The 26,530-nt window shown below is 36.9% G+C and carries 27 protein-coding genes and 6 pseudogenes; 17 read left to right on the top strand and 16 right to left on the bottom strand.

The features are described 5' to 3' along the window. Nucleotides 1–35: 35 nt before the first annotated feature. A complete protein-coding gene (locus tag NSS75_RS10475; RefSeq protein WP_059335696.1) occupies nt 36–224 on the bottom strand; it encodes a hypothetical protein in 189 nt (62 codons plus the stop codon). Nucleotides 225–711: 487 nt separating this feature from the next. On the opposite strand from NSS75_RS10475, the gene NSS75_RS10470 reads away from it, so the two are divergent. After that, nucleotides 712–1,146, top strand: a complete 435-nt coding sequence (locus NSS75_RS10470) for an SRPBCC domain-containing protein (RefSeq protein ID WP_127695130.1) — start codon at nt 712–714, stop codon at nt 1,144–1,146. A gap of 90 nt (nt 1,147–1,236) precedes the next feature. Here the strand turns inward: NSS75_RS10470 and NSS75_RS10465 are convergent, their stop codons facing one another. Next, the gene (locus NSS75_RS10465) at nt 1,237–1,635 is read right to left on the bottom strand and encodes a hypothetical protein (RefSeq protein ID WP_339237450.1); all 399 of its coding nucleotides are present in this window, start codon (nt 1,633–1,635) and stop codon (nt 1,237–1,239) included. A 268-nt stretch (nt 1,636–1,903) separates the two neighbouring features. On the opposite strand from NSS75_RS10465, the gene NSS75_RS10460 reads away from it, so the two are divergent. The 7 genes from NSS75_RS10460 to NSS75_RS10430 all read left to right on the top strand — a co-directional run bounded on the left by NSS75_RS10460 (nt 1,904) and on the right by NSS75_RS10430 (nt 6,610). Then, the gene (locus NSS75_RS10460; protein WP_024121563.1) at nt 1,904–2,092 is read left to right on the top strand and encodes a twin-arginine translocase TatA/TatE family subunit; all 189 of its coding nucleotides are present in this window, start codon (nt 1,904–1,906) and stop codon (nt 2,090–2,092) included. A 194-nt stretch (nt 2,093–2,286) separates the two neighbouring features. Further along, on the top strand, nt 2,287–2,490 hold the full coding sequence (locus tag NSS75_RS10455) for a spore coat protein CotC (RefSeq protein ID WP_024121562.1): 204 nt from the start codon (nt 2,287–2,289) through the stop codon (nt 2,488–2,490). Nucleotides 2,491–2,853: 363 nt separating this feature from the next. Continuing rightward, nucleotides 2,854–3,576: a YrpD family protein gene (locus tag NSS75_RS10450; RefSeq protein WP_127695132.1), complete on the top strand. Its 723-nt coding sequence runs from the start codon at nt 2,854–2,856 to the stop codon at nt 3,574–3,576. A gap of 390 nt (nt 3,577–3,966) precedes the next feature. Further along, nucleotides 3,967–4,641 carry an SOS response-associated peptidase gene (locus NSS75_RS10445; RefSeq protein WP_326323848.1) on the top strand — a complete coding sequence of 225 codons (675 nt, stop codon included), beginning with the start codon at nt 3,967–3,969 and terminating at the stop codon, nt 4,639–4,641. A gap of 323 nt (nt 4,642–4,964) precedes the next feature. Beyond that, nucleotides 4,965–5,447 (top strand): DUF2975 domain-containing protein, encoded by a 483-nt coding sequence (locus tag NSS75_RS10440; RefSeq protein WP_101861279.1) that lies wholly within the window; start codon nt 4,965–4,967, stop codon nt 5,445–5,447. A 10-nt stretch (nt 5,448–5,457) separates the two neighbouring features. Beyond that, the gene (locus NSS75_RS10435) at nt 5,458–5,679 is read left to right on the top strand and encodes a helix-turn-helix transcriptional regulator (protein WP_101861278.1); all 222 of its coding nucleotides are present in this window, start codon (nt 5,458–5,460) and stop codon (nt 5,677–5,679) included. Nucleotides 5,680–5,812: 133 nt separating this feature from the next. After that, complete coding sequence (locus NSS75_RS10430) at nt 5,813–6,610, top strand: DUF817 domain-containing protein (RefSeq protein ID WP_101861277.1); 798 nt, start codon at nt 5,813–5,815, stop codon at nt 6,608–6,610. Nucleotides 6,611–6,901: 291 nt separating this feature from the next. Here NSS75_RS10430 and NSS75_RS10425 read toward each other — a convergent pair whose 3' ends face one another. Then, on the bottom strand, nt 6,902–7,813 hold the full coding sequence (locus NSS75_RS10425; protein WP_268544036.1) for a VanW family protein: 912 nt from the start codon (nt 7,811–7,813) through the stop codon (nt 6,902–6,904). 545 nt (nt 7,814–8,358) lie between these two features. Here NSS75_RS10425 and alr point away from each other — a divergent pair. Beyond that, nucleotides 8,359–9,540: an alanine racemase gene (gene alr, locus NSS75_RS10420; protein WP_339237438.1), complete on the top strand. Its 1,182-nt coding sequence runs from the start codon at nt 8,359–8,361 to the stop codon at nt 9,538–9,540. Nucleotides 9,541–9,739: 199 nt separating this feature from the next. Here the strand turns inward: alr and NSS75_RS10415 are convergent, their stop codons facing one another. The 5 genes and pseudogenes from NSS75_RS10415 to NSS75_RS10395 all read right to left on the bottom strand — a co-directional run. After that, the gene (locus tag NSS75_RS10415; RefSeq protein ID WP_216394452.1) at nt 9,740–10,123 is read right to left on the bottom strand and encodes a UPF0715 family protein; all 384 of its coding nucleotides are present in this window, start codon (nt 10,121–10,123) and stop codon (nt 9,740–9,742) included. A 435-nt stretch (nt 10,124–10,558) separates the two neighbouring features. Next, nucleotides 10,559–11,461, bottom strand: coding sequence for a CPBP family intramembrane glutamic endopeptidase (locus NSS75_RS10410; RefSeq protein WP_095713906.1), 903 nt, complete (start codon nt 11,459–11,461; stop codon nt 10,559–10,561). Nucleotides 11,462–11,770: 309 nt separating this feature from the next. Then, nucleotides 11,771–12,134: pseudogene (locus NSS75_RS10405) on the bottom strand (hypothetical protein); the annotation flags it as partial. A gap of 317 nt (nt 12,135–12,451) precedes the next feature. Beyond that, nucleotides 12,452–13,093 (bottom strand): glycoside hydrolase family 11 protein, encoded by a 642-nt coding sequence (locus NSS75_RS10400; RefSeq protein WP_095713905.1) that lies wholly within the window; start codon nt 13,091–13,093, stop codon nt 12,452–12,454. A gap of 212 nt (nt 13,094–13,305) precedes the next feature. Next, a pseudogene (locus NSS75_RS10395) lies at nt 13,306–13,395 on the bottom strand (hypothetical protein); the annotation flags it as partial. A gap of 379 nt (nt 13,396–13,774) precedes the next feature. Here NSS75_RS10395 and NSS75_RS10390 point away from each other — a divergent pair. Continuing rightward, the gene (locus tag NSS75_RS10390; RefSeq protein ID WP_339237431.1) at nt 13,775–14,911 is read left to right on the top strand and encodes an aspartate phosphatase; all 1,137 of its coding nucleotides are present in this window, start codon (nt 13,775–13,777) and stop codon (nt 14,909–14,911) included. Further along, entirely contained in the window at nt 14,901–15,080 is a 180-nt protein-coding gene (locus tag NSS75_RS10385; protein ID WP_024121541.1) for a hypothetical protein, read from the top strand. The genes NSS75_RS10390 and NSS75_RS10385 overlap by 11 nt, the downstream gene beginning before the upstream one ends. Before the next feature lie 40 nt (nt 15,081–15,120). On the opposite strand, the pseudogene NSS75_RS10380 reads toward NSS75_RS10385, so the two are convergent. Continuing rightward, nucleotides 15,121–15,323, bottom strand: a pseudogene (locus NSS75_RS10380) (UV damage repair protein UvrX); the annotation flags it as partial. Nucleotides 15,324–15,437: 114 nt separating this feature from the next. Between NSS75_RS10380 and NSS75_RS10375 the strand changes: the two are divergent. Continuing rightward, a complete protein-coding gene (locus NSS75_RS10375; protein ID WP_339237428.1) occupies nt 15,438–16,169 on the top strand; it encodes a glycoside hydrolase family 16 protein in 732 nt (243 codons plus the stop codon). Nucleotides 16,170–16,323: 154 nt separating this feature from the next. Here the strand turns inward: NSS75_RS10375 and NSS75_RS10370 are convergent. The 5 genes and pseudogenes from NSS75_RS10370 to NSS75_RS10350 form a co-directional block, all read right to left on the bottom strand. Then, nucleotides 16,324–16,977: pseudogene (locus NSS75_RS10370) on the bottom strand (UV damage repair protein UvrX); the annotation flags it as partial. 342 nt (nt 16,978–17,319) lie between these two features. Beyond that, entirely contained in the window at nt 17,320–18,609 is a 1,290-nt protein-coding gene (locus tag NSS75_RS10365) for a Na+/H+ antiporter NhaC family protein (RefSeq protein WP_101861271.1), read from the bottom strand. 457 nt (nt 18,610–19,066) lie between these two features. Then, nucleotides 19,067–19,423, bottom strand: coding sequence for a hypothetical protein (locus tag NSS75_RS10360; protein ID WP_024121536.1), 357 nt, complete (start codon nt 19,421–19,423; stop codon nt 19,067–19,069). 325 nt (nt 19,424–19,748) lie between these two features. After that, the gene (locus NSS75_RS10355) at nt 19,749–20,291 is read right to left on the bottom strand and encodes a GNAT family N-acetyltransferase (protein WP_024121535.1); all 543 of its coding nucleotides are present in this window, start codon (nt 20,289–20,291) and stop codon (nt 19,749–19,751) included. Between the two features lie 824 nt (nt 20,292–21,115). Next, a complete protein-coding gene (locus NSS75_RS10350; RefSeq protein ID WP_024121532.1) occupies nt 21,116–21,436 on the bottom strand; it encodes a hypothetical protein in 321 nt (106 codons plus the stop codon). A 169-nt stretch (nt 21,437–21,605) separates the two neighbouring features. On the opposite strand from NSS75_RS10350, the gene blyA reads away from it, so the two are divergent. The 5 genes and pseudogenes from blyA to phrK all read left to right on the top strand — a co-directional run bounded on the left by blyA (nt 21,606) and on the right by phrK (nt 24,849). After that, nucleotides 21,606–22,709, top strand: a complete 1,104-nt coding sequence (gene blyA, locus NSS75_RS10345) for an N-acetylmuramoyl-L-alanine amidase BlyA (protein ID WP_339237424.1) — start codon at nt 21,606–21,608, stop codon at nt 22,707–22,709. 115 nt (nt 22,710–22,824) lie between these two features. Beyond that, a complete protein-coding gene (locus NSS75_RS10340) occupies nt 22,825–23,217 on the top strand; it encodes a hypothetical protein (protein ID WP_017696898.1) in 393 nt (130 codons plus the stop codon). Beyond that, nucleotides 23,204–23,463: pseudogene (locus NSS75_RS10335) on the top strand (phage holin). The gene NSS75_RS10340 and the pseudogene NSS75_RS10335 overlap by 14 nt, the downstream one beginning before the upstream one ends. Before the next feature lie 153 nt (nt 23,464–23,616). Beyond that, nucleotides 23,617–24,730, top strand: a pseudogene (gene rapK, locus NSS75_RS10330) (response regulator aspartate phosphatase RapK). Then, entirely contained in the window at nt 24,727–24,849 is a 123-nt protein-coding gene (gene phrK, locus NSS75_RS10325) for a phosphatase RapK inhibitor PhrK (RefSeq protein WP_004399440.1), read from the top strand. Before rapK ends, phrK begins: the two are co-directional and overlap by 4 nt. A gap of 54 nt (nt 24,850–24,903) precedes the next feature. Here phrK and NSS75_RS10320 read toward each other — a convergent pair whose 3' ends face one another. Continuing rightward, nucleotides 24,904–26,154 (bottom strand): UV damage repair protein UvrX, encoded by a 1,251-nt coding sequence (locus NSS75_RS10320; protein WP_101861266.1) that lies wholly within the window; start codon nt 26,152–26,154, stop codon nt 24,904–24,906. Then, nucleotides 26,147–26,440 carry a YolD-like family protein gene (locus NSS75_RS10315; RefSeq protein ID WP_081720806.1) on the bottom strand — a complete coding sequence of 98 codons (294 nt, stop codon included), beginning with the start codon at nt 26,438–26,440 and terminating at the stop codon, nt 26,147–26,149. Before NSS75_RS10315 ends, NSS75_RS10320 begins: the two co-directional genes overlap by 8 nt. Nucleotides 26,441–26,530 lie beyond the last annotated feature (90 nt).

Here is a 26,530-nt window from a genome sequence, read left to right as displayed (position 1 = left end):
TATTAGCATATTTATAGTATTAAAATATATTAACGTTAAAATTTGAGTTCAAAGCCTTCTACATCATCTGAAACCTCCACAGGTATCCCCATAATGGTTTTAGGTTTGGAAACATAAACAAAACGCATCTCTTCTTTTAACTGCTGAAGTGTGCTTTCATTAACTACAATTTTCGCGGGTTTTCCCGGACTATTATCAATGGCCGCTTTTATTTTACCGAGCACGCAGAACCCTCCTTCTTTACATTCTTATCACGATAGAAAAAGCAGAGATATCAGCATAATTTCATTAACTACAGCCAAAATGCCTGAGACATATGCTATGCTCTTCTTTTTTTCCAGAAAAACAGCACATTGGCCAATAACACAAAACTGATCAGTGCACAAATACCCGAAATGCTAATTGATTAAAAAGAAATCTTTGTTCATAAAAGCCCATTGCAGCTACACAAATCATCAAGAATGAAAAGACCGTGATATATATTTTCCGCTCTCCTGCTGTATTTTCGTTTTTTTGCATGAGACTTCCCCTGCCTTTCACCACTCAATATAACAATAAATGGATAATAAATTCACTTTTAATCGTGAAATTTATAGAATGAAACACTTGCCGACAACAGATTCAGCATAATTCATGCTCACTATGGACATGATTTCGTTAGATGATATAAAATTTGCTTGAAAGTATATATTGGATAAAGAGGAGCAATATATGGATAAATATCAAGAAAAAACATTACCGGACATTACGAAACATGTAACATTAGAGGCGCCTATTCAAAAGGTTTGGGAGACAGTCTCAACTTCAGAAGGCATAGCCAAGTGGTTTATGCCGAATGATTTTCAGCTGAAGGAAGGATATAAATTTCATTTACAATCACCATTTGGACCATCACCTTGCAAAGTTTTGACGGTTCATGCTCCCGGAGAGCTTTCTTTTGAATGGGATACTGATGGATGGATTGTTACATTTCAATTAACAGACGTAGGGAACAAAACAGAATTCACTCTCATCCACAGCGGTTGGAAGAAGCCTGATGAAATGATCGGTAAGGTAAACGAGAAAAGCTCAGTCATTCGGGATAAAATGGATGGCGGCTGGACAGGCATTGTGAATGAACGACTTGGCAAAGCTGTTCAAGAGTAAGGTATTTCATTGCTCATACAGTATAAAAAGAGAGAGCTCCCTCTCTCTTTTATTCATGACAAAGTTAAATTCACTGAACTATATCTTCAATCAATCGTAAAACGTAACTGTTTTTGATTTACCAGAGTAATCAGTAACAAAGAACTCTGCCTTGTTATTGCTTCCATCTACAAATTTCCCGATACTGCTAAAGGTATGACATTCTCCGGGTGAAAAATAATTAGAACCCACATATTCATCAGGGTTGTCACCAGCATCATCCTCATATAGATACAGCGATACGGAGAAAGGTGTACTTCCTGAAAGACAAACTCTAAAATTACCTCCGCTCGAGTATACCGTCGGACTTGAATAAGTATAAGTGTAAGTCCCAAGCTTATCCCACTCTCCGGCTCCAGCAGTTCCCGCTTTTTCTGCATGTGCAGATAATGGAAAAGCGACAGCGAACATGAAAACAGACAGGCACCCTATTAGCTTATTGCATCTCATAATTAATATCTCCCCCTTATTTTGATCATAGCAACTTACAGTTATATATATATATATATCACCCCCCTTTAAATAAAATTGCAGGTATGTGTATGGCATTGGAAGCCATACGTTTTATCATCAGCATTTTTTCCTGAATAAATCACATCATTCTCCCTTCGCCTGTGTTATACAAAATATTCAAAACAGACGTATTCTCATTTGAACCGCCATCTTTTATAATTTGTTAATAAGGGTTCGTACTTCAAACAAGAGGAGGAGAAGCATCATGGAATTAAGCGTCACAAAAATTTTAGTTATTTTATTTGTGGGTTTTTTAGTGTTTGGTCCTGATAAGCTGCCTGCGCTTGGCCGATCTGCCGGAAAAGCCTTATCAGAATTTAAAAAAGCGACCAGCGGATTGACTCAAGACATAAGAAGTAGTGGTTCAGAAAACAAAGAAGACAAGCAAATGTAAGGTAAAATGATTTGGCCGATGCATATCGGCTTTTTTTATATTGTTGTTTCTGCATGATCCCTCAGTTTTCCTCTGATTATTCCTCAACTTCTTTTTTTGGACAGCCCTTTTTTACTTTTGCAATTTAAACTGTCCAATCCGCAAACTCTAACTTCCATATAATAAAGCGTATGATCATAAAAGGAGGGGTATTTATGGGTTATTACAAAAAATATAAAGAAGAGTATTATACGGTTAAGAAAACGTATTACAAGAAGTATTACGACTATGACAAAAAACATTATGATCACCATGACAAAAAAGATTACTACTGTGATTATGACAAAAAACATTATGATCACGACAAAAAAGACTATGACTACGTTGTAGAGTATAAAAAGCGTAAGAAACACTGCTAATACTCCATTTAATCTCCTCAATTTTGCTTCCCCGGTCAATGGCCGGGGTTTTTTTGCAGAAAAAACTATGTAACTTCAATGTCTAAACGAATCATAGGTCTAATTTGTTAAAAAAGGATAAAGCTTTTTTACCTTTGGTGAATGTCTTACAATTATTATTTGCTCCTTAATGCCGATTTTTTAATAAAAATTGAACATTTGGTACATAGTTTAATTAGTTTATTTTTAGATCTATGGTGTCAATATATAAACATAACCCCTTCATAAACAAGAGATTTTAACGATTTTGTCGATTTATCTTAATAAAAGAAGTTCCAAAATAAGGTATAATAATTGGCGAAACCACTTTTAAAAGGGGGAATTTTGTTGAAAAAAGTATTAATTGCAGGTGCAGTAGGAACAGCTATTCTTTTCGGAACTATTTCTTCAGGAGTTCCAGGTCTTCCAGGAGCAGACACTCAAGTGGCAAAAGCGGCTTCCCAGCTGCCTAAGGGAATCGGCGGACGCGCCTACCTAAACAGTACAGGCGCTGTATTCACGGCTAAAATTAAGCTTCCCGACACTGTGAACATCCAAGACTCTGTCTCTACCCCTTATATTTATTCAGGCTTTAGCGCAAAAAACGGAACTGAGGCAGATATCGGCCTTCAGTACAGCAAACAATACAACGTCTGGAAACCGCTCATGAAAGTCGGTTCTAAAAATGATGAAACGTATATCGAAGGAAAAGAGAAATTCACTTACAATAAAGGCTTTCGTCCCGGAAGCACAGTGCAAATGACGATCTACAAAAACTTGAACGGGAATACTCGCATGACCCTCTGGGGAACGAACAATGACGGCTATACCGGACGTATTATCATGGAAATTCAAGGAACAAACATCGGCACTCTGTCGAAATGGAAAACACTTGCCACCGCTGCGGTTTCAGCTGAAAGCCAGCGCTCTGCCATTAAAGCAACTTTTTCAACAACTTTTAACAATATCACAATCGACAATAAAGCAGTGACACCTGTCGTAGATACACAGGATTTTGCAAAAGTCCTCCCTTCTGGAAATAATGTCACGATTTCTGTTAATAAATAAGGAATGCTGTAAAGGGCGCTGGCAATGCCGGCGTCCTTTTTTGTTGTATAACCTGAACACTTTATTTGTCCTCAGAAGCCTGATAAATGTAAATCCATATAAACTCACACTGATTAACTCAATACCACACCCTTTTTGTGTTTAGCTTAACAGATTTCGAAATTACCAACCCAATATAGATCTGTTCTTGTTATGTATTTCAGATCTTTGCTATTCCGTTCTCTTCAAAAAGCCTGCCTTAATTAATAGCTGTGAACTTTTATATTTCCACTTCGGATCTAAACCACACTTTAATTCTTTAACATTCACTGTTTGCTGCATCACATTCCCCTTTTTGATTTTCATATACCAACCCTGTACAATATTCAAAAAACCAAAAGGATGATGAACATGTGTGGCAGATTCACTTTATTCTCAGAATTTGACGACATCATTGAGCAATTCAACATAGATCACTTCTTGCCTGAAGACGAATATCACCCCAGCTATAATGTCGCGCCATCACAAAACATCCTTACCATTATTAATGATGGATCAAGCAACCGCCTTGGAAAATTAAGATGGGGTCTCATTCCTCCTTGGGCTAAAGATGAAAAGATCGGTTATAAAATGATCAATGCTCGTGCTGAAACATTGGCCGAGAAACCCAGCTTTCGAAAACCGCTTGTCAGCAAACGCTGCATCATTCCGGCCGACAGTTTTTATGAATGGAAACGCCTTGATCCAAAAACTAAGATTCCTATGAGAATCAAGCTGAAATCATCCAATCTGTTCGCTTTTGCCGGCTTATACGAAAAGTGGAATACGCTTGAAGGTTACCCGCTCTACACTTGCACAATCATTACGACAAAACCTAATGCGCTTATGGAAAATATCCATGATCGAATGCCGGTTATATTGAGTCACGATCATGAAAAAGAATGGCTGAACCCTAAAAATACAGATCCCGATTTTCTCAAAAGCTTGCTTTTGCCATATGATGCTGATGACATGGAAGCATACCAGGTTTCATCATTAGTTAACTCACCTAAAAACAATTCACCTGAGCTTATTGAAGCCCATTAAGTACCCTGCCAGATTGCTTTATATATCACCTTCGCCTAAGCAAAATAAACGAACGTGTACATGATTCAAAAACAACCCCTTATGTGCCATGCGTTATTTTTAAACCATAGTTAGTCAATGATTCAGTCAGCTGCCCAATTTTTAAATTGAATCGATTAAAGATATAGAGCGTTTCTCTGTAATGAGGAATGCTTTTTTCTTGTTCAAAGTGAAAAGGATAGTTTTAAAACAACAAGAAAATAATCTATATCAATACTTTTTTATTGTAAAACGATAAATAATATGTTAAATTCAAATCGACAATATTAGGTGAGGTGCTTTTTATGAAACGAGGATCAACACTTTTTTTAAAGATAGCTGTTATTCTTATTGGAATTCCAGTTCTTGCTCTGTGCATATTTTTAGTGCCGGAGATAGCGAACTTTGCAGAGGAATTGTATCCAGATATTTCTTATCTGAAATATCTTGTTTATATCGATTTGTATGCAGCGGCGATACCTTTTTATTTCGCTCTGTATCAAGCCTTTACACTTTTAAGCTATATTGACCGGAATAAAGCTTTCTCGGAATTATCAGTAAGAGCTTTAAAGAAAATAAAATACTGTGCAATCACCATCAGTCTTTTACTTGTGGCAGGCATGCCACTCTTCTATCTCATCGCGGAGATGGACGACGCTCCAGGTATTATACTAATCGGATTGGTCCTTATTTTTGCCTCAATGGTTATCGCAGTCTTTGCTGCTGTTCTCCAAAGGCTTTTGCAAGAAGCTATAGATATAAAATCAGAAAATGATTTAACAGTCTGAGGTGAAAACAATGGCAATTATAATCAATATTGATGTGATGCTGGCTAAAAGGAAAATGAGCGTAACGGAACTGTCTGAGAAGGTTGGAATCACGATGGCTAATCTTTCTATATTGAAAAATGGAAAGGCAAAGGCCATTCGATTATCAACTTTAGAGGCGATTTGTAAGGCTTTAGAATGTCAACCCGGAGATATTTTGGAATACCGAAGTGATGATGACACCCAGGCTTAATAAAGCAGGAATAATCATGAAAGGAAAAGATAGTTGCTCGGCGGTGATTCTATGCACATAACCCTATGTCTATTTAGTACTATACTAAACAGGCCTTCCATTTAATCAAAAAAACCTTTGGAGGCAAAAATTCATGAAAGCATTTAAACAGCTCGTTTGTTTTGGCTGGGAGCAGGCCCTATCATGTCTGTTTCCTGTCGTTATTTTTGCCTCTTTGGCAATTACACAAATCATACCGCTTCCCCTTCTGCCACGGTATGACTGGCTGCTCATCATCTGCCTGCTCATGCAATGGTGGATGGTGTATTCAGGGCTTGAAACACGTGATGAACTAAAGGTGATCACAATGTTCCACCTTATTGGACTTGCTCTTGAACTTTTCAAGGTACATATGGGCTCTTGGTCTTATCCGGAGGAGGGGTATTCCAAAATTTTTGGAGTGCCTTTGTATAGCGGCTTCATGTACGCAAGTGTAGCCAGTTATCTTTGCCAGGCATGGAGGAGGCTTAAGGTTGAACTGGTTAAGTGGCCGCCATTTTGGGCCGTTGTACCTCTCGCCGCTGCGATTTATTTGAATTTTTTCATCCACCATTTTTGGATTGACGTCCGCTTTTGGTTATCTGGACTTGTCTTGATCGTCTTTTGGCAATCATGGGTTACATACGAGGTGAATGGGACTCGTTACCGTATGCCGCTCGCCCTTTCATTTATGCTCATCGGATTCTTTATATGGATAGCCGAAAATATCGCAACGTTTTTTGGGGCTTGGGAATACCCAAACCAAACCGATACATGGAGTCTCGTTCATCTAGGAAAAGTGAGTTCATGGCTCTTGTTAGTGATTGTCAGCTTTCTTATAGTAGCGACGTTAAAACAAGTTAAGGGGAAAAATTCCACCAGGATAGATACTAGTCCATTTTTATATCGTTAAGAATCTTCTTTAATAAAAGTCGGATCCCACATAGTAAGGAATTAGCGTACAACATTCTGAATAAGATAAAGTGGAAAAAGCAACGTTTGAATTGTTGCTTTTTTCTTTATAAATAGCTGCCGGAAAAATAGATGGCTATTTCAGTAAGATTTCGACCAGGAAGTAAAGATTTAATCAAAATCAGCTTTCGTTTAGAGAACTCAGCATTTGGACTTAACCTTATGTCTCTCTAACTCACCCTCCCATAAAAGAAGTCGTCAGGTTGCATAAGGTGAATGAATAGCTTATGATTTATCGCTCGGCATTTATTTCTTTTGGTAGCTGTGATGGCGCTTTGGGAACTTTTCGCAGTTTGATATTGATGACATCAGAGGAATAAAGTGTAACAATCATACTTCCCTCATATCGTTTGGCCCGGATTAGGACCGGTTGGTTATATTGATTATGAAAGCGAAAGTCAGGGCCTCCCCAGCTTACGGTTGCATCACGTCCGGACGGCACATATGGTACGCTTCTTGTATGAGAATAGCGCTGAACGATTTGCAGCCCTGCACGATCGACAGCATTAAATAATGTTGATGACACCTGACAAATTCCCCCGCCTACACCTTCAGACAACTCACCTTTCACGATAATAGGTGCACGCATGTATCCTTTGTCCTGAGTTCTCATCCCAACAACTTGGTTAAATGAAAACGTCTCATTTGGAAAAACAACATGATTGTCAATTGCTTTTGCAGAAAGAGAAATATTGTGTGAACGGCTTTTATTGCTTGAATTAAAATAAGTTACATACTGGCCTAATTGCTGCGTACTGATGTGAGCAAGCAACTCGCTGTCAACTTTCGGATAAATGTTCAATTCCGGCACTTCTATTTTGTATGGGCCATGACCAAAGAAATAGGCATAAAATTTCTCCTTAAACGCTTGTTGATAAAGTCTGTAACCCATTTTCCCCGGGATGATGATTCCTTGATCGTTAAGCTTGGCGTTTATGGGCTCCCGGTAAATTTGTTGATCAAGCCGTTTGATAAACTTACGGTATTTTTCATGATCAATCATTGGGGTACCGGGAAGAGGCATCGTAAAATCTTCGCGGTGAACAGTAGCAATCGTCCGTCCTTGTTGTGTGATCGCTAAACTGTCAGATGGCTCGCTGGGCTGAGCCAATAATAAAAGGCCAGTGATCCAAATATGTATCATAAGTCGGCATACCTCCCGACAATTAGTATGAACAGGACTTTATCCTTTGATGTATCTCGTCTTATCATATCGTTCTTAAGCGTCTGGTCTTTGTTTGAGCACAACGTGAGCCCTCGCTAATAGAGCTTTGACTTAAGTGAGTAATCAATGTCTACTTCAGCATCCACAACGCCTAGTGTTATGAAATCATGCCTTAACCAATACCAATGTTGTCAAGCAATCGTTGAATTAAATCAGTAAATGAAGTTACAGCCATAGGCAGGCTATTTTTGTTTAGATGTACTATCTGATCCTCGGTCACCGTATCAATCCTCACCTAAGTGAAGAAAATCAAAATTGAACTAATCAGCTAATATAAAAAAATGAAAGTACTGTCGACTTCGGCCATCGGTTAGCATCTTCTCGTTAGATCAAGAGTTTGCTGTTGAATGATTTCAGTTAAGGTTGAATAAAATCAGATTGAAAGCATCCAACCATCAATGTTACAGGATTTATTAACGGCTAAATGCGCTTTACACTATTCTATAAGAAGGAAGGAAGCGTCGATGACAAAGCTCTGCCGAGAAGTTTGGATCGAAGTAAATCTTGATGCCATTAAAAAAAATTTGCGAGCAATACGCCATCATATACCAAAAAAGACCAAAATTATGGCTGTCGTAAAAGCGAACGGTTATGGTCATGGGTCTGTAGAAGTGGCGCGCCATGCACTGGAACACGGGGCTATTGAGCTCGCTGTTGCCAGCGTGGAGGAAGGAATCGTTTTACGAAAAGCGGGAATTACAGCGCCTATCCTTGTGCTTGGTTTTACATCCCTTAGTTGTGTGAAAAAATCAGCAGCTTGGAATATAGAGTTATCAGCATTTCAGGTTGATTGGATTAAAAAAGCTAACGATATATTGGAAAGTGAAGCGAGCACTAACCGATTGGGTATTCATATTAATGTGGATACTGGTATGGGCCGATTAGGTGTACGTACAAAAGAAGAACTTTTAGCAGTAGTGAAGGCATTAACAGCAAGTAAACTCCTAAGATGGGAAGGTATCTTTACACATTTTTCAACAGCCGATGAAGAAGACACCACTCTAACCAGACTGCAGCACGATCAATTTCTCCGTTTTCTCCGTTTTTTAAAAAACCAAGACATTGAGCTGCCCACCGTGCATATGAGCAACACGGCTGCGACTATCGCTTTTCCGGAATTCAGCGCTGATATGATTCGTTTAGGTATAGGCTTATATGGATTATATCCTTCAGCATATATAAAACAACTACATCTCGTTAAGCTTGAACCTGCATTAAGTTTAAAGGCGCGTATCGCTTATGTGAAAACCATGCTGACAGAACCCCGCACCATTAGTTATGGTGCTACATACATCGCAAATCCCGGTGAAGTCATTGCTACACTCCCGATCGGATATGCTGACGGTTATTCTCGCGCGCTTTCCAATCGCGGGTTTGTTCTTCATCGCGGAAAACGAGTGCCGGTGGCGGGAAGAGTGACAATGGATATGATCATGGTTAGTTTAGGAGAGAGTGAAGGCAAACAAGGAGAGGAAGTTGTGATTTACGGTCACCAAAAGGGAGCTGAGATTCCCGTTGATGAAGTTGCTGAAATGCTTAATACGATTAACTATGAAGTGGTGTCTACATTAAGCCGCCGCATCCCCCGTTTTTATATAAGAGATGGCGAGATTTTTAAGATATCAACTCCAGTAATGTACGTGTAGATTTTTTCTATCATTTTTTTGCAAATGCGAGGTCAATCCCTCTTTTTATGCTGATTTAAGACCCTATAATAAGAGGGATTCAGTTTTACACACTTATCCCCCTATCGTTTGCAATTTTAGAAAGAGGATCACAATACCAGGTAGAAATTTTAGGTGTTATTTCTCGATTGATTAAGAAGAAGTATTATGAATACTTAAGCTACTTAGTTGCTGCCATTTTCTCGTTTTGCAGAAAAACAGAGTCCCAGATCCAAAAGATTACAGCAAATGATATACTAAATAAGGAAACTTCGTATTCCATTAGAAAGTCTAAGGTGTTCTTTGGATCAGTAATTACAGCGAAGAATAACCATACTAAGAAGGAAAAGAATATGTATATGAGTAAATATTTCGGGTTAAACCTCTTTGGATTGCGATTTACGAAATATTGAACAGGTGCAGCAAAGATTACATAAAAGATAAACAGAATAACACTTATTAAGAAGTATGGAATGTAGCCATCATAATCAATGCCAAAAACATAAACAACAGCAGCTGATAATGCAGACAAGACATGAACAAATATGATCCTTAAAACTTGCATGTTTAAATCCCCTTTCACAATGTAAGCATCACTATGATGATCTCAATTATTGTTAAAATTGACATACCTACTTCCTGAATTAAATCTAGACTAGACTAAAGCTCCGTCACGTCCGAACTTTACAAATAGATTTACTTTGTTTCTTCAAAGTGACAAGAACAATAAACTGAATTGTGATCTCTATCTATAAAGTATGTATATCGGATGAAGAAATTTGTGTAGCCAGCTGTCTTGAGTATCGCTTTACTCATCATGAGCATATCCATCTGAATATCTTAATCAGTTGGAAAAGCCACATTAGCATAAACGCTGCATGTACTTCAAAAGAAAGAATTATCAAATTTAAAGTTTAAGATTTTCATGGCAATCCCTCCGCACTATTCCCTTTGTGCCAAGAGATTTATGTCTCATTAAAACTGCTGTTTTATTCAGATATCAAACATCTTGGGTATCTTTCTTATTCTTAAACCATTGAATAGCATTTCGGCGAGTTATTGCAACAGGTATTAATAGCAGAGTACCGACAATAAGCAACATAAAAAAGACCACAAACAACGCACCTGTTCCCGGAACAATTTCTTCATAGGTAATAAAGCGTTCCTCCCCCTGCAGGACGAAGAACCGAGAATGTTCGAGAAAGGCTAGATGAAAAGCGATTGACGTCCATAAGCTTCCTGTTACAATATGCAGGAGTTGAAGGATGAATCCAAAAGACAACAATAAAACGATGTAATCTAATGTGATAGCAGGTGACTTAATTCCAGCTATATACTGCAAACCACTTACAGCTATTGGTGCAAGCACAAACAGAATCGGCTGCAGGAGCAAGGCCATGAAACAGTTAAATCGCCTGTTTAGAGCATAGTACACCGCCCCACGAAAAGTTAATTCCTCTGGAAAAGCTTCATAATAGAAAGCGATAATCATATTTAAGAGCAATACTGAAACTAAATGGATAGAGAAATGAAATTGTGAAATTTTGACCCAGTCCAATAAATGGGCGATTGTGAATCCAGATCCGGAAAGAATAATGACGTACATTGCACCCATAATGGCTTTCGGAACGGCTTGCCTCCACCCAGACAGTCCGATAGAGCAAAATGGCCTACTAGACGTCCGTTTGAGAAGAAAGTAGAGTAATGGAACAGTAATTAATGTTACTAAGCCTGATTGTATACCTTGCTGTAAGAGTTTAGAAGCTCCTGCTTGGTGGGCTATTGAACCGATTAAAGTAGCAAAAAACAAAGCAAATACGAATGTTCCCCAACTTAGCAAGATAGTTACCAACCATTTTGGATGATTGTTTTGTTTTCCGCTTTGGGTATGATGAAATTGCATATGGATACTCCTTTCACAACATTCATATGAAGCAATATAACCCCTACAGTCACTATACGTTCTATAACTGTTATTGTTTCAAATTCCTGTATATCCCACTTCCCTTCTGATTAAAATTGTTGTTTTATTGAGGTGCCATCACAAAAAAAGCGTCCTAGCTTCAGTTGCCGGTACGCTTACTTTCTTAATATATGAACATATAACGACATTTCAGAGTTATCCGGATTTTCAAACTATATCTTCTGAAGTTGCTGACTCTTTCTTAAAATAAGCTTCTAACTGATCAAAAACTAAGAGCTGTGTGCATTCAACAATTTCACTCCACAACCACATATCCATTGTCTGTAAAGTAAATCCATCAGGAAAATTCTTCATTTTCACAATCATTGAACCTCTTGCCGGTTGTTTTATGGACAATAGCCAGTTCTTCTCCATTAACGAAACGTACAATGGCCTCATCAAATTCAATTGGTTGATTAACGGCATATCCTTCTTTTAAAGCCTAAATAAACAAATAAGGATCATCTTTTTACAGCTCCTAAAGAACATTGGCATATTGTTCATTTTTGTCTCTAAGCAATTCGAAATTAATCAACGATATGTATAAATCTTTATCTGATAAATTTAATTTAATGAAGGTGTCTCTTGTGAGCAAGCGTAGACTACAAAAAATATCGCTATTAAACAAAAAATTGATAACATTCTCATTTTAATACTATTCCAGTAAACTTATAGGGAAAGTTATAGGGAAAGTTATAAAACCTGATGGAGAATACCCTACCTCCAGCAATGCCAAGGCCATTCACCTAGTAGAAAACGACCTTTAACCATTCCTAACGATTTTAATAATCATTCACCATACTCGATCCATATATTGGGATTCCAACTAAAAGGCCGTCGCTTCTTAGTAAACTAACAATAACAACGATTATAAAATTTCTCAAGGAACGATCAGCAGCCCGTTAGCTACCCCTGATTAAAGATAATCTGTTACCACACTGTTACGTTAGAACTTCCACTACTTTGATATCCCTCTGTCGCTAAGACTTGGTAAGACCAATTACTACCCAGATTCATCCCATATCTCTTCCATGCGTTAACGTGATTGCTGAAAGTGATTGTAGCGTTGCTTCCAGTTGGTCTCTTCGACTGGCGAACACTCCAGTACTGCGTAAAAGTAGTTTTATCGCCATCAATGGAAGGTGCATCATAACGTGTAGTTGTGTACACGTCATATGTACCCCCATCACTGTAAACCGTACCTTTATACGTTCCAGTAGGTCTATAAGTACCCCATGAATCCACTACATAATATTCTATGAGGGGTGATCGCGTCCAACCATATAAAGTCAAATATGCATTGCCATTCGGCGCCCAAACTCCGGCATTATAGTTTATCGTCCTAAATGGCGAACCTGTAGTCCAACCTTTACCAACAACGAAATTCCCGGTATTAGACCAATTCACACTGTAATTCCCGCCAGACCCATTGACAGCGTTTACTGTTCCGCCCCCATCAGTCCAATTTTGCCAGTAGTCTGTGTTAGCTGCAGAGGCGTTTGCCGAAAACAAGCTAATACTCATCAAAGCTGCCGTTAACCCAACTAAGAATTTCTTTGTAAACTTAAACATATGTTACCTCCTATAATATTTTTTCTGACTTTGACATGAGGTAGCACTCGTATCTATTTAAAACATCCTTAATTACTACGCCCCAAAGCTTTTGATCGTCCCCTTCAATATAATATCACGAATTCACAAGCAAATATTAAGAATATTTGTAATTTAATTACAAATACCTAAAAATTATATTATAAGTGGTCTTGTTCCGCCATAGCCTGATCCTTTTTTCGCAGAATCACAATTCTTGTTTCTAAATCTGATGGAGTAATATCTGTAATTAACCTCCATTCGAACCATTTCGTTTAAAGTCTTACGTTTTACGTTCGTTTAATCCCTATTCACCAATCCAATTAGCAAATATCCTTATGTTTATCGCCTTTTTAAACTCTTTTTTAATTTTTACGATAAGCATGTTATTCGTGTACGATATATGACTTGATTGTATTTGTTGACAATTTGACAGAGAAATTTAATGCACTTCTAACTTTTTTAACTGCAATGGGAATTGTGGTTGACCCACAACTCAAGTCATTTCTGACAGTGAACAAGCAATGGATTACGAATCTGCACAATAAACCCCTACGTTCTCTTAATTGAGGAGGGTATTTTTTCGTTTTTAAGATAACATTAATCTTCCTTATTCATTTAAATATGATAAAATATTACATATTTAATATAGGAGGGCTTGTCTTGGAGCAAATGATCTCTTCTTCTAAAGTCGGAGTGAAAATAAATGAGTGGTATAAATACATAAGATTGTTTAGTGTCCCAGATTCGGAAATATTGCAAGCTGAGGTCGAGGAAGAAATAAGGCATATGAAGGAAGACCAAGATTTATTGTTGTACTATTCTCTCATGTGTTTTCGTCACCAATTGATGCTGGATTACCTTGAACCCAAAACAATGAACGAAGAACGCCCTAAAATTTCAGACTTATTAGAAAAGATCGAAAGTAACCAAACTGATTTGAAGGGAATTCTTGAATATTATTTTAACTTTTTCCGGGGTATGTATGAATTTGAACAGTACGAATATCTTAATGCCATAAGCTTCTATAAGCAAGCCGAGAAAAAGCTATCACTTGTCGCAGATGAGATAGAGCGAGCAGAATTCCACTACAAAGTTGCAGAGATTTATTATCATATGAAGCAGACACATATGTCGATGCATCATATTGTTCAAGCAATAGAAAGTTATAAAGCACATGAAACTTATACTGTAAGGGTTATTCAATGTTCGTTTGTTATTGGACTTAACTATTTAGATATGGAATATTCTGAAAAAGCGATTCCTCATTTTAAAGAAGCTCTAGACAAAGCAAGAGAAATCGACATGCCACGTTTAATCGGTTCGTCCCTATATAACCTTGGCTTATGTTCATTTGCTGAGGAAGTTTATGAAAAGGCAGCTGAGTACTTTAAAGAAGGTATACTAGTATACCAAAACAACGGGTACGAGCATTCAAATCGTTTATTAGATATCTTGTTAATGTTATCAAAAACCACATTTAAAATGAGGAATCAATCAGAAGCAATTTCTTGGTGTGCACATGGTCTGTCTTTGTCCAAGAATTTAAATGATGAAATTATGGCTAAAATGTTTGAATTCATTAATGCCTTACATGTTGATGACGACAAAGAAAAATTAAATTCGATTCTAAATTATTTAGAATCGAAATCAATGCTTTCAGACGTGGAGGATTTAGCCTCAGATGCAGCGAAGTATTATAATGAAAAAGAAGACCATAAAGTAGCTAATGTTTTTTATGAGAAAGTGCTTTATGCCCGTAAACAAATTCAGAGAGGGGATTGTCTTTATGAAACTTAAGCATGCATCTGTCTTTATTTTAGCCATTGTTTTAATTGGATTTGTCAGCATTTATTTAACTAACACTCAAAAAGATGTCCAAGAAGCACGTAGAGGGCATACAGCAAGTATTGGTTATTTCACTGATGGACATTCATTTGAAGTTGCTAGTAGAGGTCATACTTCTTAAATATGTATCATTCCCCCTTCAAATTTTGAAGGGGTTATTTTTACGATTTATGTCCACCAGTTAGACCTGCTTTCTGAAGCGCAGTTCCTGCAGGTGTGTAAGAAACTGCTCTCAGGATCGCTTTCGATTCAAATTTGTTTCTTTCCCATCCATTACAAACCCGAGCTTTCTTCTTTCAAATAGGCTTATTTGCTGATTAGAGTTATCTTCAATATTAGACAGAATAACTGAGATACTTCTTACTTACATGATTCTAGTAAGAAGATTGTTATTATCATTATTTTGACTGATGTTCCCTTTTAAAAGAATCATGTATGATCGATATAGAAAACGCTTTCAAAGAAAGGGGATACCAACATGTCTAATCGTATGAAACGAGTGTTGTTGCTTTTTATCACTGGATTGTTTATGAGTTTGTCTGCAGTCACTTCTACTGCCTCGGCTCAAACCGGCGGATCGTTTTTTGACCCTTTTAACAGCTATAACACCGGATTATGGCAAAAAGCAAATGGTTATTCGAATGGAAATATGTTCAACTGCACTTGGCGTGCAAATAACGTATCAGTGACGTCATTAGGTGAAATGCGTTTGGCGCTAACAAGTCCATCTTATAACAAGTTTGACTGCGGGGAAAACCGCTCTGTTCAAACATATGGCTATGGACTTTATGAAGTCAGAATGAAACCAGCTAAAAACGCAGGGATCGTCTCATCGTTCTTCACCTACACAGGTCCCACGGATGGAACTCCTTGGGATGAGATTGATATCGAATTTTTAGGAAAAGACACAACAAAGGTTCAATTTAACTATTATACAAATGGTGTAGGAAACCATGAGAAGATTGTGGATCTCGGATTTGATGCAGCAAATGCCAATCATACGTATGCGTTCGATTGGCAGCCAAACTCTATTAAATGGTATGTCGATGGGCAATTAAAACATACTGCGACAAGCCAAATTCCGACAACACCAGGAAAGATCATGATGAACTTGTGGAATGGTACGGGTGTAGATGAATGGCTCGGTTCCTACAATGGTGTAACACCGCTGTACGCTCATTACGACTGGGTGCGTTATACAAAAAAATAATGCCAAATGTGATAAGAGCCTGCAGCCTCAATATAGCCAGGCTCTTATGATCGTAATGAGAAGTTGTTGGCGTTCCCTATAGTGAAACTATATGAGTTAGTTTCTTAACTAAATGATAACAAAAAACGATTATATTTTTAGTCACTTTTTGTGATGACTTATGCCCACCAGTAAGCCTAGCTCTGTGAAGCGCAGTTCCTGCAGGTGTATAAGAAACTGCTCTCAGAATCGCTTTCGAGCCATATTTGCTTCTAATCCCATCCATAACGAATCCAAGCTTTCTTCTCTTTTCATTATCCACTTCAAATAAACTCAACTGTTGATTAACTTCATCTTCAATATTTGATAACGTAACCGAGATACTTCTCACTGTCTTACCTGAGTAAAACTTATGAAAGAGCATCAAGCAGCATCTGTAGTCCATCGTGATATTTGTGGGAAGATCAATTGTTTTGGATCGATGAAATTCCCCCCAAGCTCATCCTTACTGTAACCAATCCCCAAGCTTATTGTTCGACCAACTTTGTTATGTGTACGTGCCCTTCTTGCAAATCTCCAAGAGAACAGCTTTAATCTCTTCCCTCTTTGTATACTCCCTCAGAAAAATCTGACTCTTACCAAAACTAATTTGCCTCTGCATCAAAGGAGCACCAATTTCTGATAAATCAATTTCCGTGATCATGGTAGCACAACTTGTTACCCTTTATTCCGAACTTTTTTCAAGCAGCTCTAAGGGAAACTTGGCTAACTGGTCTACAGTCGATATCTCCATTCGGATCAGGTTTCTTTCTATCCTCCCTCCTATCCCCACATTTTAGACAACGAATGAAGCAATTTGTCTCGCTCCTTTATTGATCCAATATCAATAGAAAAAAAGTTCCTTATTCAACATAAATAAGAACAAGAATTCGATGTAAATATTGGTAATGCTATTCCATATCCTTGAATGATCCTTACTTAAAACAATCTACACGTCTCCAAATAAATAAACCTCTAAAAATTAGAAGACATAAAAAATAACAAGAGCTTTAAAACCCTTGTGAAAGCTTGTTTTCATTACACTCTCTATCTTCCTTTTTCATCATTTCTATATGTGTTTACGAATTTTGGTTAAAAAAGAAAAAGGTACCGTTTGGTACCTTTTTTATATTTATTTCTCATTTCTTGTGAATTTTGGCAGTCCGAATATAATTGCTATGATGCCGCAGATCCCGATTAAAACAGGATAGAAAGAGTAATGCAAGATGCTGACAGGTGAAATATTCCCAAATTTCCCGGCCGATAACATCTGCGCGCCATAAGGAATTAAGCCTTGTATCACGCAGGAAAAGATATCTAAGATACTTGCCGACTTTCTATTGTCGATTTTAAATTCATCAGAGATATTTTTGGCTATCGGTCCGGCTGCAATAATAGCAATCGTATTATTGGCAGTAGCTAGGTTAGTAACACTGACCAATCCGGCAATACCGGCTTCAGCACCTTTTTTCGAATGGATTCTTTTGGAAATGAATCCCACCAAAAAGTCAATCCCTCCGTTTTGTTTCATGACGCCGACCATTCCGCCAATTAACATTGAAAGGATGATAAGATCAGACATTCCGGCAATTCCATCCGTAATTGCTTTAAAATAAGACTCAAGCGTCAAGCTGCCGCTTGCAAACCCTATAATTCCTGTTAAGATCAATCCTCCAAAAATGACAGCCACCACATTAAAACCAATTAACGCAAAGACTAACACGGCAACATAAGGAAGTACTTTAAACCAGCTGTAAGATTCAGCTCCGGTATGTCCTACGTGTCCTGTCGGTATAAAAAATAATAAAATGATAGTTATGATAGCAGCAGGCAAAACGATCAAAAAATTCGTTTTAAATTTATCCATCATTTGTGTTTTTTGTGACCGTACTGCCGCGATGGTGGTGTCCGAAATAAAAGAAAGATTATCTCCAAACATAGCTCCGCCGACAACAGCTGCAATAGCGATTGCAGTAGACAAACCAAGTTCTCCGCTCAAACCGGCGCTAATTGGAGCAACTGCGGCAATCGTCCCCATTGATGTTCCCATCGAAACAGAAATAAAACAAGCAATGATAAATAGCCCTGGCAGTATAAACTGCTTCGGAATAATGCTCAAAGCAAGGTTGACGGTTGAGTGTACCGCTCCCATCGTCTCAGCTGCAGAAGCAAAAGCACCCGCTAATATAAAAATGATAACCATCATAATAATATCAGGATGTCCCGCCCCGGAAGCAAACCATTCTATTTTCTGATTGAGAGATTGCTTCTGGTTAAATGAAAGCGCGAAAGCTGATGCTATAATTGCCGCAATCAATATCGGCAATTTATAGAAATCTCCAGTCAATACACCAGAGCCGACAAAAAGGCCTACAAATAAGACTAGTGGCAATAGCGCCCAAGGATTTCCATTTTGTTTCATCTAAGTAGCCACCTTTAATTTCAGTATCAAAGTCGTTAAACATAGTCTAAACAACATTCCATACTTTAAAAGGCTACAGTAAAAAAGTCAAGCGGAAAAATAGTATAGTAATTATTAAATTAAAAACAGAAAAGAAAGAAGGATTTTTCAAGAAGAGGAAACAACACTTTCATCAACAGATTATTTGGAAAGTTCCATATACAAATACAACTGTTTGATGAGGAGTGTTTGAGGGGGAAGATGGCAACACGCAACGATACTGGCCATAAAAACTGTTTTAGCTATTATCAATAATACTAATATAAAAAGGAAAGGGTTCATACCCTTCCTTTTTATGCACCAACTTAATCTGCGGTCATAGCAATTGTTATTCAAACAAGACATAGCAGCATCAGAGAACATGAGGAGCATATACAAGAAAATAAATTCAATAATTAAAAGGGCGCTATTTTCATATTCAAATTGAGTTCTTGTAAGCACTAATTGCTTCGTTACGTAGTAGCATGTTATCTTTGTTAACCATACCTAAGTTGTAAGCTTTTTTAATAATATCTAATACCTTCAAATCCATTGCAGAAAGACTACCTCCACCATTTAATCTAGATTTCCAATAATCTAAAGACTTATTTATGTCAAGTGAGCTTTTTTTATTCTCGGGTTCAACTACCTCATTTTTCTCAAGTTTTTCACAGAATTCACTAAAACTAATGGATGAAGGAGTTGGATTATTCCCTCCATACCCTTCAGTAGCCAAACTGCAAAATGCTAAGAATTTTGGATCATAAATAAGATCACTTGAGTTTACATTTACCACCGATAACCACAATCCTTTCAGAGCTTTTTATAATCTTAGAGCACCCTTTCCATCTTTACACATGTTAAATATCGACAATTATTCAAATGATTTAATAATTGAATAAAAAAAGAACCTGCATTAAGCATGTTCTCTCCCTAATTTGCAAACTTTTGTTTTATAACCATTATTTTATTTAGATTGAGGATGCTTACTCGGAAAAGCAACAATACTTTAACATTGTGTTTAATTCGTATAAGTCTCCTTATAGCTCCCCGTTTTATTTAAGTATATTTCTTCATAAACTTTAGGGTGAAAAGAGAGAGACTATTCCCCCTAAATTCTATTAACTGGGCTGTTGTTTTAACCATTCTTTTTTTAGCAATGCATATTGAAAAGTGTTTTCATATTTAGGTGTTCCATCCTCGTATTTAGTAAATGAAATAAATTCAAGAAAATAACCTTCTTTACGCATACCTAATCTTTCACATAATTTTTGAGACCTATAGTTATCATCTTCAACATATGCATAAAGCCTTCTTGCTCCTTTTTGCATAAAGAGATACTTTAAGAAAGCCTTCGCACTTTCACTTGCGTATCCCATCCCTTCGAATTGAGTATTGAAATTCCAACAAATAGAATAGGTATCTGGCTCTTCTTTAAAATAAAATAGTTCTCCTATTATATCATCACTATCTTTTAAGCAGACTGCAATATAAGAGTCATCTTTGCTTCTATTTTGCACTCTTAAGACAGCTTCTTCTAACGTAGAAATTCTGTCATCAAGAAAGCAGTTCACTCTTGGATTAGCCGAATATTCCAACAAGCCTTGAGAATCTGCCTCGCAAAAATTTCTTAAAATTAATCGGTGGGTTTCAATTTTTTGCATTTGTAATCTCCTAATTCAAATTTATCGATAATCTGATCAAGCAAGAAGATGGAATTTTATCACCCTCAAATGCATCAACTATGAAGATTCCCCCAGGTGGAAAATACATGGGTAAATACAATTATAAATACAATTTGAAGGGAGTTTCAGTTGGTGTTGCTACCGCAGCAATCGCCGCAGTCTCAAAAAAGCACCTTACAATGTCATACTAAGTATTGTATCATTTTTAGCAGGTACACAAACAACTGCATATTATACGGTATTCCAGTATCGTTATGCCTTTAAATGTAATGCATAACCTTATGCCAATAGAACAAAATTCTATGAAGACTCGTCAAGAAAGAAAGTCTTAAGAACAGCAGACAGCGCTAAATTCTTTGGAAGCAGACCAATTCCGGCAAGTTGTCGGCCATAAAAACGAGGTGAAAATATGCAACAAGAAAAAACAACAGTTATTAATAGGATAATAAAAAGATATATCCTTTTGTTCCTTGTTTTATGTGCTTGCTATTTCGTTTACATGGGGGTACTGGGGAACAAGTTTACTGTGATTCCACTGGCTATTTTCATTGTTGGCTCTTTAATTGGCGAGTTCGTAAGAATAGGGAGGATAAAAAGATAGGAGGTTCCACCTTCTATCTTTTTTGTTAACAGCTACAAACTCTCACTGAATCTTTACTGGAACTAAGAAAGAGTACCCCGCAAAACAGTAATGAAGATATTAGTCAACAAGAAGTAACTAATCTAAGTCTGAAACGAATATGCAACTAGTATTTCGATATTAAGGAGGTGGTTATGTTCTAGATAAAATAAAACCTCATCCGCTAAGAACGAGGCTTCTTCCAATCTATCGCTATATTCTGCTTGCATTTACGACAAGTAACATTGTGTTTTCCGTACATTACAAAATTGTTTTTAAATTCACATCGCGGACACTCTAGACGCTCTCCTCCAAAAAAGGCTCCAAAGATAAGAAAGACGCTGAGTGAACCCAGACCCAATCCCGGCAGGATACCGATTATAGAAATAATTAAGATAATACTTATTAAAAAAAGCACTAAACCAACAGTAAACATAAACAAACGAGGAATCCATCGTTTTGGAGTCATCCGTCTTCGCTCAACCTCTACTCTTACAAAGTCCATTCCCCTTACCTCCGTGACGTGATGGTAAAATTATACTACGGAATTAATTTAAACAGCAATGTGTTTTATGTATTTAAATCGAATATAGAAAGTTTTCTAAATGAGAGATTGGGTCAATCCCCTTCTCTCTTTTTTGTGTTCAAATTTTAATTTATAGGAGAGATGTTTTTTGTCAGCTTATACAAACAATTATATTCCAGTAAACAAATATACTCGCCCTGGTTTAAAGTTAAATGGTGTTAAGAAGTTAGTTGTTCATTACACAGCCAATCCGAGAGCCGGTGCAGATAATCACCGAAGATATTTCAGCAATGCGCAAGTTTATGCATCAGCTCACATTTTCGTAGATAGGACAGAAGCAATTTGTATTATTCCGTTAAATGAAGTAGCTTATCATGCAAATGATATTCAGCAAAGAGATAGTGCCGGAAATCCTTATCGAGGAGTTGCTGCACTGAAACCAAATGCGAACTTCTTATCTATTGGGGTTGAGATGTGCCTTGAAAAAGACGGTTCATTCCATTCGGAAACAGTTGAAAGAACTGAGGATGTGTTCGTTGAATTGTGTAATAAGTTTGGTTTAGATCCTATTGATGATATTGTTCGTCATTATGACATCACCCATAAGAATTGCCCTGCACCATGGGTATCTAACAGCCAAAAATTTGTAGACTTTAAAAATCGAGTAAAGGCAAAAATGTCAGGCAAATCTGTTTCAAAAGCTTCTCCAACTAAACCAACAACCTCCTCCCCTTCCTCTTCATCAGCAGCAAGTGGTTCACTAAAATCAAAAGTTGACGGTCTTCGCTTTTATTCAAAACCATCTTGGGAAGATAAAGATGTTGTCGGCACAGTAAATAAAGGCATTGGATTTCCTACAGTTGTTGAGAAAGTTAAAGTCGGATCTGCGTATCAATATAAAGTTAAGAACTCTAAAGGTGCTACATATTACATCACTGCCTCTGACAAATATGTTGATGTTACAGGAACAATTAAAACCTCTTCCTCTACCCCAAAAACAACATCAACTTCTTCAAGCTCCTCATCTATTAAATCCGTGGGAAAAATCAAAATTGTCGGCGTATCAAGCGCAGCAATCGTAATGGACAAACCTGATCGAAATAGTTCTAAAAATATTGGCACAGTTAAGCTTGGAAGCACTATTTCAATTTCTGGTTCAGTTAAAGGTAAAAACAATTCAAAAGGTTACTGGGAAGTTATTTATAACGGTAAACGTGGATACATCTCAGGGCAATTCGGTTCAAAAATTTAATTATATTCAATAATCTCGGAGGATATTTGCTGCTCTATTCATATCAGCGAATATCCTCTTAATTTAGGAGGTGATGTAAAGTCACCTTCCTATATTCATTAAAGGTTGGTGACAAATGGATAACTTTGAGCAAAGCACCATTTCAAGATTAAGTGCACTAGAAGAAAAAGCAAAACACACCAATAACAAGATTGACTCTCTTGAAGAAAGAACAAATGTTATCGGTCGTATAGCTACGCTTGTTGAGCAACAAGTCGAAATTAATAAAGACTCTCAAGCACAATCAAGAGAACAGTTCAGTACTCTTAACGAAATGAGTAACAGTTTAAAAAATCTAAGCAAATCATATGAAAAACTAGACAATCGAGTTGAAATATTGGAACGCTCTGATTCTACTCGTAAAATTGATCCCTCACAATTTACAAAAGACCTTGTATTCAAGGTGCTGCCAAGTGTAATTGCAACTATTATCGGTGCATGGTTACTCATACATTTTGGCCTCAAATAAAATTAACTGGAAAGTAAGACTGAAAAAGAAAACATTCCTTGTTGCAATTTTCTCAGCGACACTTTTATTTGTACAAGCAATTGCCTCTGCTTTTGGGTACGACTTGACTGTATTTGGTGACGACTTAACAGAGAAATTTAATGCCCTTCTAACTTTTTTATCAGCAATGGGTATTATTGTTGACCCTACAACTCAAGGTATTTCTGATAGTGAATCCAAGCAATGGATTATGATTCACCGAGATAAACCTCCTACCCTTCTCTTAATTGAGGAGGGTATTTTTTTCGATTTTCAAATGAAAAAATTGCAGAAAACTTTACATCCTTTTACAATTTTTTCAATGACTATGTTATGATTGTTTTCGAGAGATTTTTGAAATTTTCAGAAAGAGGGGTTTGAATGAGTAAGATCGCTTCAGAAGTTGTCGCTACTACACTGAATGACTGGTACATTGCTATAAAAAAGCAAAAGGTTAATGAGTCAATAAAATATTATTCAGAGATTAAGAAACTTTTTGATGAAATGGAAGAAGATCAAGAAGTTCTTGCGTATTATAGTCTATTAGAAGAAAGACATAAAATGTTGTTGCATCTCACGAGGAGAACCTTTACAAAAGCACACCTATTTCACTGAAGACAATCAAAACTTCATTAAAAAAACAAATGATAAATTAGAATACAACTTTTATTTATTTGAAGCAATGTATGAGGCATACAACAAAAATTATGATCGAGCAATTAACTTATATGGATTAGCTGAGAAAAAGCTTGCAGAAATTCCGGATGAAATTGAAGCAGCTGAATTTTACTCTAAAGTCTCTTACTTATACACTCTTGTTAAACAAAGCATTGTGGCACAACACTATATAAAAAATGCAATATCAATATATAAGCGACACCCTGATTATAAATGCAAACTAGCTACATCAACAATGATTGCAGCTGCAAACTATGCTGATATGAAACGATTTGAGGAAGCAGAAAAATATTATTTAGAAGCGATTGATATTGCAAAAGAAACAAATGATGGATTTTTGAAAGCTCAATTATATCACAACCTCAGTATCGTTTATTCTGATTGGAACAAACCTGATAAATGCATTAAATATCTTGAAAAAGCAATAGGAAATGAATCTTGGTTAAATTCTATTTATTATATAAATTCTTTATTCATGATGATTAAAGAACTCTTTAAAATTGACGAAAAAATGAAAGCCATTAATTTTTACAATAAAGCACAGGAAAGACTCATATTAATGGAGAATAAAGTATACGAAGCCAAAATTAGCATCTTATACAACCTTTATTGTGGGGAATTAAAAAATAATATCAATAACTGTATTAGTAATATTGAGTTTTTAAAACAGCAAAATGAACTTGAAAGTGTAGATGAATTGTCCTACATAGCTGCAAAAAGGTTTGAATCAATAGGTGCTTTTGAAGAAGCAACGAGCTTTTTCAATGCGAAAATTTGGGCTGAACAGAAAATGAATCAGGTGGAGGGAATCTTATGAAAAAACTTGTGCTTTGCGTATCTATTTTAGCTGTGATTTTAAGTGGAGTAGCTTTAACGCAATTGAGTACAGATTCACCATCTAACATCCAGGTAGCTGAAAGGCCAGTCGGAGGTTAAAAAAGGTTGATTAATTAATTTAGCCCTACTCAAACATTTGAGTGGGCTTTTATTTTATGATTTATGTCCACCGGTCAGCCCTGCTCTGTGAAGCGCAGTACCAGCAGATGTATAAGAAACTGCTCTAAGAATCGCTTTCGATCCGTATTTACTTCTAATACCATCCATTACAAACCCAAGTTTCCTTCTCTTTTCATTATCCACTTCAAATAAACTCAACTGTTGATTAACATCATCCTCAATATTTGATAACGTAACTGAGATACTTCTCACTGTTTTACCCGAGTAAAACTTATCAAATAGCATCAAGCAACATCTATATATGTCCATCGTGATATTTGTGGGAAGATCAATTGTTTTGGATCGATGAAATCCACCACCAAACTCATCTTTACTGTATCCAATTCCAAGGCTGATCGTTCGACCAACTTTATTATGTGCGCGTGCCCTCCTTGCGACTTCCTCACAAATTTCCAAAAGAACAGCCTTAATCTCTTCTCTCCTTATATAATCCCTCAGTAAAATCTGACTCTTACCGAAACTAATCTGCCCCTGCATCAACGGAGCTCCTATTTCTGATAAATCGATTCCATGAGCATGATAATACAACTGGTTTCCCATTATTCCGAACTTCTTTTCAAGCAGCTCTAAAGGAAATTTAGCTAACTGACCTACAGTTGATATTCCAATCCGATTCAGATTTCTTTCCATCCTCCCTCCTATCCCCCACATTTTAGACAACGGGCGAACCTTCCAGAGTTTATTTGGCACATCTTCATATCTCCAACGTGCAATGCCACTTTTCGTTTTCTTACTCTCCAGGTCAAGTGCAAGCTTACTGAGCAACATATTATCTCCAATGCCTACTGTACACATCAGACCAAATTCTCTCCACATGCTGCTTTGGATTGCCTTGGCCATTTCTTCAGGATCTTCTTTTCCTGCATCTAAAAAAGATTCATCAATTGAATACGTATGGACACATTTCTCAGGAACAAATCTGTAAAACAGCTTTGTAATTTCAGTTGAAACTCTGATGAAAAGCTTCATTTGTGGATTTACAATGTGTATCCTTGGATCTTCAGGTATCTCAAAAAGTCTCGATCCTGTTTTGATTCCAAAATCTTTTTTAAGTGCAGGAGATGCAGCTAATACTACACTTCCCTGTCTCTCCGTATTCCCTACAACAGCAAGATAACATGTTAAAGGGTTAAGCCCCATTGTTACAGCCGATACAGAAGCATAAAAGGATTTCATATCGACACAAAGTATATTCTTACGTGGAAATTGTGAGTAATCAATCATTGTATGTAACTCCTATGATGTTATTCATGTTGATATAGACTGTATTGTCGTTCTGGTCTTTAACGTGAAGCTTTTGTTGTTCAAAATTAATGTAATGGACTCTGCCGGTGACATTTTCAACGAATCCATTGTTAAAAAGCTTCAATACCAGCTCTTTATTAAATTCTAGCGCTTCAGAGACGATAATATCCATCTCTTCAATTTGTTGAGCGTCTAAGGACGGCTTTTCAATTTTTGATACATCAAGTAAGTCTTGTTTAAGCTGTGTTAAATGTTCTGGAAGCATCATTGATGTCCATTTGATTGTCCCTCGATCTCTAAGTATATCGACTCACTCCTTTATTGATCTAATATTAACAGAACAAATGTTCTTTAT

The sequence above is a fragment of the Bacillus sp. FSL K6-1012 genome, assembly GCF_037964915.1.
GTDB classification, from domain to species: domain Bacteria; phylum Bacillota; class Bacilli; order Bacillales; family Bacillaceae; genus Bacillus; species Bacillus halotolerans.
The sequence above is the reverse complement of the archived record's forward strand: the minus strand, read 5'-3'. Positions and strand labels throughout refer to the sequence as shown.

Coding starts and splice junctions, on each gene's coding strand:
- NSS75_RS10435 (WP_101861278.1), top strand. CDS start 5,458: ATGGCAATTATAATCAATATTGATGTGATGCTGGCTAAAAGGAAAATG.
- NSS75_RS10365 (WP_101861271.1), bottom strand. CDS start 18,609: ATGAAACAAAATGGAAATCCTTGGGCGCTATTGCCACTAGTCTTATTT.
- NSS75_RS10315 (WP_081720806.1), bottom strand. CDS start 26,440: ATGCTTCCAGAACATTTAACACAGCTTAAACAAGACTTACTTGATGTA.
- NSS75_RS10425 (WP_268544036.1), bottom strand. CDS start 7,813: ATGATACATATTTGGATCACTGGCCTTTTATTATTGGCTCAGCCCAGC.
- NSS75_RS10320 (WP_101861266.1), bottom strand. CDS start 26,154: ATGATTGATTACTCACAATTTCCACGTAAGAATATACTTTGTGTCGAT.
- NSS75_RS10465 (WP_339237450.1), bottom strand. CDS start 1,635: ATGAGATGCAATAAGCTAATAGGGTGCCTGTCTGTTTTCATGTTCGCT.
- NSS75_RS10355 (WP_024121535.1), bottom strand. CDS start 20,291: ATGCAAAAAATTGAAACCCACCGATTAATTTTAAGAAATTTTTGCGAG.
- NSS75_RS10385 (WP_024121541.1), top strand. CDS start 14,901: ATGAAACTTAAGCATGCATCTGTCTTTATTTTAGCCATTGTTTTAATT.
- NSS75_RS10445 (WP_326323848.1), top strand. CDS start 3,967: ATGTGTGGCAGATTCACTTTATTCTCAGAATTTGACGACATCATTGAG.
- alr (WP_339237438.1), top strand. CDS start 8,359: ATGACAAAGCTCTGCCGAGAAGTTTGGATCGAAGTAAATCTTGATGCC.
- NSS75_RS10400 (WP_095713905.1), bottom strand. CDS start 13,093: ATGTTTAAGTTTACAAAGAAATTCTTAGTTGGGTTAACGGCAGCTTTG.
- NSS75_RS10460 (WP_024121563.1), top strand. CDS start 1,904: ATGGAATTAAGCGTCACAAAAATTTTAGTTATTTTATTTGTGGGTTTT.
- NSS75_RS10455 (WP_024121562.1), top strand. CDS start 2,287: ATGGGTTATTACAAAAAATATAAAGAAGAGTATTATACGGTTAAGAAA.
- NSS75_RS10375 (WP_339237428.1), top strand. CDS start 15,438: ATGTCTAATCGTATGAAACGAGTGTTGTTGCTTTTTATCACTGGATTG.
- NSS75_RS10350 (WP_024121532.1), bottom strand. CDS start 21,436: ATGGACTTTGTAAGAGTAGAGGTTGAGCGAAGACGGATGACTCCAAAA.
- NSS75_RS10470 (WP_127695130.1), top strand. CDS start 712: ATGGATAAATATCAAGAAAAAACATTACCGGACATTACGAAACATGTA.
- NSS75_RS10430 (WP_101861277.1), top strand. CDS start 5,813: ATGAAAGCATTTAAACAGCTCGTTTGTTTTGGCTGGGAGCAGGCCCTA.
- NSS75_RS10440 (WP_101861279.1), top strand. CDS start 4,965: ATGAAACGAGGATCAACACTTTTTTTAAAGATAGCTGTTATTCTTATT.
- phrK (WP_004399440.1), top strand. CDS start 24,727: ATGAAAAAACTTGTGCTTTGCGTATCTATTTTAGCTGTGATTTTAAGT.
- NSS75_RS10415 (WP_216394452.1), bottom strand. CDS start 10,123: ATGCAAGTTTTAAGGATCATATTTGTTCATGTCTTGTCTGCATTATCA.
- NSS75_RS10340 (WP_017696898.1), top strand. CDS start 22,825: ATGGATAACTTTGAGCAAAGCACCATTTCAAGATTAAGTGCACTAGAA.
- NSS75_RS10410 (WP_095713906.1), bottom strand. CDS start 11,461: ATGCAATTTCATCATACCCAAAGCGGAAAACAAAACAATCATCCAAAA.